This window comes from Accumulibacter sp., from assembly GCF_023806625.1.
Classification (GTDB): Bacteria; Pseudomonadota; Gammaproteobacteria; order Burkholderiales; family Rhodocyclaceae; genus Accumulibacter.
Genome location: NZ_JAMTDX010000099.1, coordinates 63750 through 70879 on the forward strand (window position 1 = coordinate 63750; position 7130 = coordinate 70879).

Below are 7130 nucleotides of genomic sequence, written 5' to 3' on the forward strand. Positions count from 1 at the left end.
AACCCATACCGGGGACTGATGGGCATGCGGCCGGGCGTGTTGCGGCTGGCGCTCGCCGGGGTCCTGGCCGGGCTGCTCGTCGCCGATCAGCTCTGGCCACCGCCACGACGCGGTGGCTCGGCGCCGAGGGCACAGGTCGTCGTCGCCCGCGACGGCACACCGCTGCGCGCCTTCCCGGATCGCACGCACGTCTGGCGACACACGATACGCCTCGAGGAAGTCTCGCCACGCTACCTCGAGGCCCTCGTCGCGTACGAGGACCGCGGCTTCTGGTGGCATCCCGGCGTCAATCCGTGGTCGCTGATGCGCGCCGCCGGCCAGTGGCTGGTGCATCGGCGAATCGTCTCGGGTGGATCGACGCTGACCATGCAGGTCGCCCGGCTGATCGAACCGATCCCGCACACGGCGGCCGGCAAACTGCGCCAGATCGCCCGCGCGGTGCAGCTCGAACTGCGTTTCTCGAAGCGCGAGATCCTCGAAACCTACCTCGCCCTCGCGCCAATGGGCGGGGTTCTCGAAGGCGTCGAGGCAGCGAGTCGCGCGTATCTTGGAAAGCCGTCGCTGCGCCTCAGCGCGGCCGAGGCGGCATTGCTCACCGTGCTGCCGCAAGCGCCGTCGCTTCTCCGCCCCGACCGCTACCCCGAGCGTGCGCGCGCCGCCCGCGACAAGGTCCTCGCGCGCCTGAGGCCGCTCTGGGGCGAAGCGGCCGTCCGCGAGGCGAGAGAGGAACCGGTCATCGCCCAGACCGTCCGCGAGCCGCTGCTCGCGCCTCTGCTCGCCGAACGCCTGCGGCGGCTACGGCCCGAGGCTGCGCGCGTCGCCAGCACGATCGACGCCGGCGCGCAGCAGAGCGTCGAGCAACTCCTCGCCGCACGGCTGAATGTTCTGCCGCCGCGAGTTTCGATGGCCGCGCTGGTGGTCGACAACCTGAGCCTGGAAGTCCTGGCCTACGCGGGGTCGGCCGATTTCTCCGACGACAGCCGCTTCGCGCACGTCGACATGGTCCAGGCGAAGCGGTCCCCCGGTTCGGCTCTGAAGCCTTTTCTCTACGGACTGGCGCTCGACGAAGGCCTGATCCACTCCGAATCGCTGCTCGCCGACGTCCCGCAGTCGTTCTCGGGGTATCAGCCGGGCAACTTCCAGGCCAGCTTCAGCGGGCCGGTCAGCGCTTCCGAAGCCCTTCGCCGGTCGCTCAACGTGCCGGCCGTCGAAGTGCTCGAACGGCTCGACCCGCAGCGCTTCGTCGCTCTGCTGCGCCGCGGCGGACTGCGGCTCGAACTCCCGCGCGGCGCTTCGCCCAACCTGAGCGTGATCCTCGGCGGTGCGGCGGTCAGCCTCGAAGAACTCGTCGGCGCGTACGCATCGCTGGCCCGCGGCGGACTCGCTGGCCGACCGCGTTACCTGGCCGACGAGCCGATCGGCGAGGCCCGGATGATGAGCGAAGGCGCAGCGTTCGTCGTCCGCGACCTGCTCGAATCGGGCGGGCCGGTCGCGCGGGTCGTTGACGGCGGGGTCGGCGTACGCCGCGGCATCGCCTGGAAGACCGGGACGAGCTTCGGTTTCCGCGACGCCTGGGCGGTCGGCGTCAGCGACCGGTTCACCGTCGGCGTCTGGGTCGGGCGACCCGACGGCACGCCGAACCCGGGCTTCTTCGGGGCAAACATCGCCGCGCCGACGCTGATCGATATCTTCTCGGCAGTCGACGACTCGCAGCCATCGGCGCGCACGCCGCCAGCAAGCGTTTCATCGGCGCGCATCTGCTGGCCACTCGGCGTGCGCGCCGAAGCCACTGCGCCAGGCCTGTGCCACGAGGAACGCACGGCCTGGTTGCTCAACGGAACCGCACCGCCGACCTTCCCCGATCGTCTGCGCGATGGACCCGCGCTGTACACCGACCTGCGCGACGCGCACGGACAGCGTGTGCGCAGCGGCTGCGCGACTGGCGAGGTTCATTCGGTCGCCATGGCCCGCTGGCCGGCGGCTCTCGAGCCCTGGCTCGACACCGCGACGCGCGAGCGCGCGCTGCCGCCGGCCTGGTCGGCCGACTGCCGGCACGCGCGAGCTCCCGAAGCCGGACTGCGAATCGTCGGGATCAGCGACGGTGAGACGATCCGGCGGGCAGCCGGCGGCCCGCCGCCCGAACTGCGCCTCGAAGCACGCGGTGGCCGAGAAGATCTGATCTGGCTGCTCGATGGCCGGCCGATCGGCCGGACCGAGGCCGGACGGGCACTGCTCAAGCGCTTCGACGAGCCCGGGCGACACCAGCTGACCGTGCTCGACGACTCGGGTCGCCACGACCGGGTCGAAATCAGTGTGCGCTGAAACCGACCAGGCACTCATCACCGCGCAGGCGCGACGTGGCTTCCCTTCGCCGACGCTCCCTGCACGCTCCACGTCGACCGGGGCTACGACGCCTGCTGTACGCGCCGGGGCGTTGGACTCGCGCCGCCGACCCGCGACGGTCTGCCGCCCGATTGCCGGCGATCATCCCCCTCGATTGGCGGCACTGCCATATACTGAAGCCGCTCCAATACTCCACGCGAAAGGCGTCCCCCATGCCACCGCTCACCACCAAGGCCGCCAGCCGGCAGCCGAGTGCCGGCGGCAGCCACGCTGCCAAGACTGCAGTACAACAAACGACGGCGCGCGTGCGCGAGATGCATCAAACGATCGCCACCGGGTCGTTTTCCGTCCTGCGCCGGCTACCCCTTCTGGGCGGCCCGGCGAGGCTCGTGCAAATCGTCCACGATGGGATCGTCGGCGGTGTCTACCAGGCGATTCACCTCACCAGCGGCGTCCTGCTCGACGCTGCAGCGGTGATCGAGGAACGGCGATTGCGGCAGGCACCGGCCCAGGAGCCCGGCCGCCTCGCGACGCGAGCGCACAGCGCGCTGAACGGCGTCTTCGGCGATCACCTCGCCGCCACCGACAACCGCCTGGCCATCGCGATGACCCTGCGTCACCAAGGCACCGCTCTGCCCCTGGACGGCGGTTCGCTGCGCGCCGCCCTGCCGGACACCGGCCGGCGACTTTGCCTCTTCATCCACGGTCTGGCTTGCGACGAGTCTTCGTGGCGGCCGCGCTCGACCGCCGCCGGCGCAGCGGAAGTCGATTTCGCGCGGCAACTGCAGGCCGATCTCGGCTACACGCCGCTGCATCTGCGCTACAACAGCGGCCTGCCGATCGACCGCAACGCGCGCGAACTCGCCGTGCTGCTCGAGCGACTGATCGCGGCCTGGCCGCAACCGGACAGCGAGATGATCATAGTCGGCCACAGCATGGGGGGCCTGGTCGCGATCGCCGCCTGCGGGCATGCGGCAGCGACCGGGATGAACTGGCCGCAGGCGACCCGCATGCTGATCGGCCTCGGCGCACCGCAACTCGGCTCACCGCTCGAACGCTTTGGCCACTTGGTCACCTCGGCCCTGCAGGCATCGAAAGTCACTCTGCCGCTTGCCCGGATCGCCGCCGCGCGCAGTCAGGGAATACGCGATCTCCGGCAGGGACCGGGCGCAGCGCAGGCGCATCCGACAGCCCGGCACATCGCCTATCGCTTTCTCGGAGGCAGCCTGGCCGAGGACGTCGAACACCGCTTTGGCCGGCTGTTCGGCGACGGGCTGGTGACGCTCGGCAGCGCCACCGCGCAGGCAATCGCGGACGACGTGCAGACCGCGGCGCTGGGCCGGCTCGGGCACATGGCCTTGCTCACCGACGCCCGCGTCTACCGCCAGATCAGCCGATGGGTTGCCGCGCTGGACGATCCCCCGGCGGCCGCGGCCGACGATCGGGTGCTGGCGCCAGCGTGCGCCGCGACGCGGCCGGTCGGCCGGGACTGCGTTCCCGGCGCATCGAGTTCGGCCAGCGATCCTTGAACAGCGACGATCAACGGCGTCGGCTCGGCGCAGGGCCGTTCACCCATCGGGGGGGTTCGCTCCAATGTCCTCGAAAACCTCATCACACGGTGCCGTTCGCCAATCCGACGGGAGTGAGCAGAGGAGGACGCGATGACACGGCAACCGGCGTTGCCGGACCCGGAGGCAAGTTTGACCGGAAGTTCACGGCTGATGATGCGCTGCAAGCGCACTTGCCGAATGGTGGTTGGATTTCCTATTCTTGCTCTCTTCTGATCGGCGCTTAGGAGGTAGCCCGTGTCCCGCTCCAATGAACGATGTTCCTGGCGATCGCAGGTCGTCAGGTTCGTGGCCAGCATCAGCGTCGCTGCCTTGCCGGGGACGGTGTCCGCGCAATCGGAAGGCGGTCTTTACATCGCCGGTGACGGTTTCAGTTTCCAGGTGGCGGCCGAGCAGGGAATGGCAAAAAACCCTCGTGGCCGGCGCTTCTTTCTGTTGTCCATACCACCCGAAACCGCCGCGCTCTCCCTGACCGCAGCGGGACCGCTCGCCGCTGTGCGCGATCGGGTGGTCGCCGCCAACGGCGTCTTGTTTGTCTGCCAGCGAGACGTCGACAAAGGCAGGATAGACCTGGCCGGTCTGGTTCCGGGGGTCATCGCGGTGCGCGGGTGGCCACCGCCGGGCAGCAAGCAGATACCCAAGGGCCAGCGCTACTTCCCGGACGAGAACCCGGCCAACTTTCCCAAGGCCAATGAGTCCTTGCGGCGCCTGCGGACCACCTGCTCCTGAGCAATGGCTGCGGCCGGCAGTCGGTCCACGAAACGGCGGCCTCGCCAGCAACGATTCGCCTGCCACTCACCTGTATCGCACGCCGGCGCGCGGTTGCGCTTCTTCCCTGGGGAACGGGTGCCTCGCGTCGGACTTTGCGGTGAGCGGAGCGTTGGCTGCAAAGCGGCTTGAGGGCAGTGCGGATCGCGAGGGCTGCCGAAACGGGTACAGGACACGAACGCTGCACATGCGGCCCGAGTCGCGATACACCGTTGCATGATCGGTGCGCCTTGGGTAGTATCGACCTTGCAGCCGTCATGATGGTGACCGCTGGCAGCGCGTAATCCCCGAAGGGCAAACCTGCGTTCCCCGCGTTCGCCCCCGCGGGGCCACGATCAGCCGCGCCGTGCAGGTCCTGCACCAGGTTGCATCGGCCGGTTTGATCCGCCTGGAAGACCTGACGACGAATCGATCCACCGCCCTGCAATTTCGGAGGCCCCGGATGAAACTGGCTGTTCGCTGTGCCGCCGTGCTGGTTCTGCTGCTCGCGGCGTTGCCGCCGGTCGAGGCCGCCGAGGTCCTCAATGGTGTGAAGTCGCGTGGGCAGCTACGCTGCGGGGTGAGCGAGGACGTTCCCGGCTTCTCCGAGCGCGATGCCAATGGCTACTGGCGCGGACTGCAGGTGGACTTCTGCCGTGCGGTGGCCGCGGCCGTGCTGAACGACCCGGAAAGAGTGGATTTCGTGCCGCTGCAGGCCTCCGCACGCTTTCCCGCACTGCAGACACGCAGGATCGACCTGTTGCTGGCCAACACCACGTGGACCCTCACCCGCGAGGCCGTGCTGAGAGTTCGCTTTCCCGGTATCCTCTTCTACGATGGCCAAGGTTTCATGGTCACGGCCGCCGCCAAGATTGCGACACTCGCCGACCTCGACGGTGCGACCATCTGCGTCGAGAAGGGAACGACGCACCAGCGTACCCTGGAGGCCTATTTCAAGGCCAAGGGCAGGTCGGTCAAGCCGTTGCTCATGGCCTCGGCCCAGAAGACGGCGGCAGCCTTTTTCGCCGGCCAATGCCAGGCCTATACTGCGGACGCAGGCGAACTGGCGGCCATGCGTCTGCGTGCCCCGGGTGATTCAGGGTCGTTCGTGATCCTCCCCGAACGCATCTCCAGGGAGCCGCTCAGCCCGGTCGTCTGGAGCGGCGATCCGGAGTGGGCGACGGTGATCCGTTGGGTTCTGAACATCCTGATCCTGGGCGAGGAATACGGCGTCACCCGTGACCGGCTCGACGAGGAGATCAAGGAAAACAGGAACCCACTGCTGCGACAGGACCCCTACGAGGGCAAGATCATCGCCCAGGCGTTGGGGATCGAGCCTCAGTGGGGGATCCGGGCCCTGCGGGCCGTCGGCAACTACGCCGAGATCTACGAGCGCAACGTCGGGCCAAACAGCCCGCTGAAGATCGAGCGCGGTCTCAACCGGCTGTGGACGAATGGTGGACTCCATTATTCGCCACCGATCGACTGAATGATGCCCGCATGACAGACTTTCAGATCAATCTGACCATCACCGTCTTTACCGCGGTCATCCTCTGCATCGCCTTCGATCTTGTGGACATGGTGGTCGCCGCACTGCTCGGGGTGAGCACTCTGATCGCCTTCGGGATCCTCGAAGGCAGCGATCTGATCCCGATCGTGCACACCGCTGGTGGCCCGCTTTCCCTGCTCTTCGGCGGCATGGTGGTGGCACGGGTGATCGGCAAGACGGGAATCTTCGAGCGAATCGGCGATCTGTTCCTGCGCGCCACCAGGGGCAGCGGCAAGCGGCTGCTTCTGCTGATCGTCGCGCTGGTTGCGCCCATGTGCGCCGTCCTGCCCAATGCCACCGCGGTCATCCTGGTGGCACCGGTGATCGTCGGCGTCTGCCGGGCGCTCAAGGTCGATTTCGTTGGACCCCTGCTGATCACGGCGATCGTCAGTAACGCCGCGGGAATGCTCACCCTGGTGGGAGACCCCGCCACCTTTCTGGTTGGCAGTGCGATCGGGCTCTCCTTCCCCGATTATCTGAAAATGGTGAGCCTGGGGGGGCTGCTGGCCGTGGTCGCCGTCGTGCCGCTGCTGCCACTGCTGTTTCCGAAGATTTGGGCGGCGCGGATCACCCTGCCGGAGGAACACCCACCCGTTCCCATCCAGCGACCCGGTTTCCTGGTATTGTCGCTGCTCGTTCTGCTGCTCATGGTGACCCTGTTCATGGTCGGCGAGCACCTGCCAACGCGCATCGTCCCGCCACAGGTCGCGATCATCGCCGCAGCGCTGGCGCTGCTCCTGGTCTATGGCGTGCGCGTCGAACCGGTCGGCGACGTGATCCGCGACGTCGATTGGAAGACGATCCTGTTTCTCGGCGCGATCTTCACGCTGGTCCAGGCCTTCATCAAGACCGAGTTGCTGCAAGGGCTGTCGATCCGGGTCTACCAGTGGTTTGGTGCCGACCTGATTCCTGTGGCTTTCGTG

Annotated in this window: 5 protein-coding genes; all 5 read left to right on the forward strand. The window is 68.0% G+C overall.

Annotated elements, in window-relative coordinates:
- Positions 1–18: 18 nt before the first annotated feature.
- Positions 19–2322 carry a penicillin-binding protein 1C gene (gene pbpC, locus NFW05_RS16250; protein ID WP_295309333.1) on the forward strand — a complete coding sequence of 768 codons (2304 nt, stop codon included), beginning with the start codon at positions 19–21 and terminating at the stop codon, positions 2320–2322.
- A 233-nt stretch (positions 2323–2555) separates the two neighbouring features.
- The gene (locus NFW05_RS16255) at positions 2556–3872 is read left to right on the forward strand and encodes a hypothetical protein (RefSeq protein WP_295309336.1); all 1317 of its coding nucleotides are present in this window, start codon (positions 2556–2558) and stop codon (positions 3870–3872) included.
- Positions 3873–4199: 327 nt separating this feature from the next.
- Positions 4200–4640, forward strand: a complete 441-nt coding sequence (locus NFW05_RS16260) for a hypothetical protein (RefSeq protein WP_295309339.1) — start codon at positions 4200–4202, stop codon at positions 4638–4640.
- A gap of 481 nt (positions 4641–5121) precedes the next feature.
- Entirely contained in the window at positions 5122–6147 is a 1026-nt protein-coding gene (locus NFW05_RS16265; RefSeq protein ID WP_295309342.1) for an amino acid ABC transporter substrate-binding protein, read from the forward strand.
- Positions 6148–6158: 11 nt separating this feature from the next.
- Positions 6159–7130, forward strand: a 972-nt coding sequence (locus NFW05_RS16270) for an SLC13 family permease (RefSeq protein WP_295309345.1), incomplete at its 3' end; no start/stop codon positions are given.

Bases quoted from the DNA above. Each gene is read 5' to 3' on its own strand.
- pbpC (WP_295309333.1), top strand. From the start codon at position 19: ATGGGCATGCGGCCGGGCGTGTTGCGGCTGGCGCTCGCCGGGGTCCTG.
- NFW05_RS16255 (WP_295309336.1), top strand. From the start codon at position 2,556: ATGCCACCGCTCACCACCAAGGCCGCCAGCCGGCAGCCGAGTGCCGGC.
- NFW05_RS16265 (WP_295309342.1), top strand. From the start codon at position 5,122: ATGAAACTGGCTGTTCGCTGTGCCGCCGTGCTGGTTCTGCTGCTCGCG.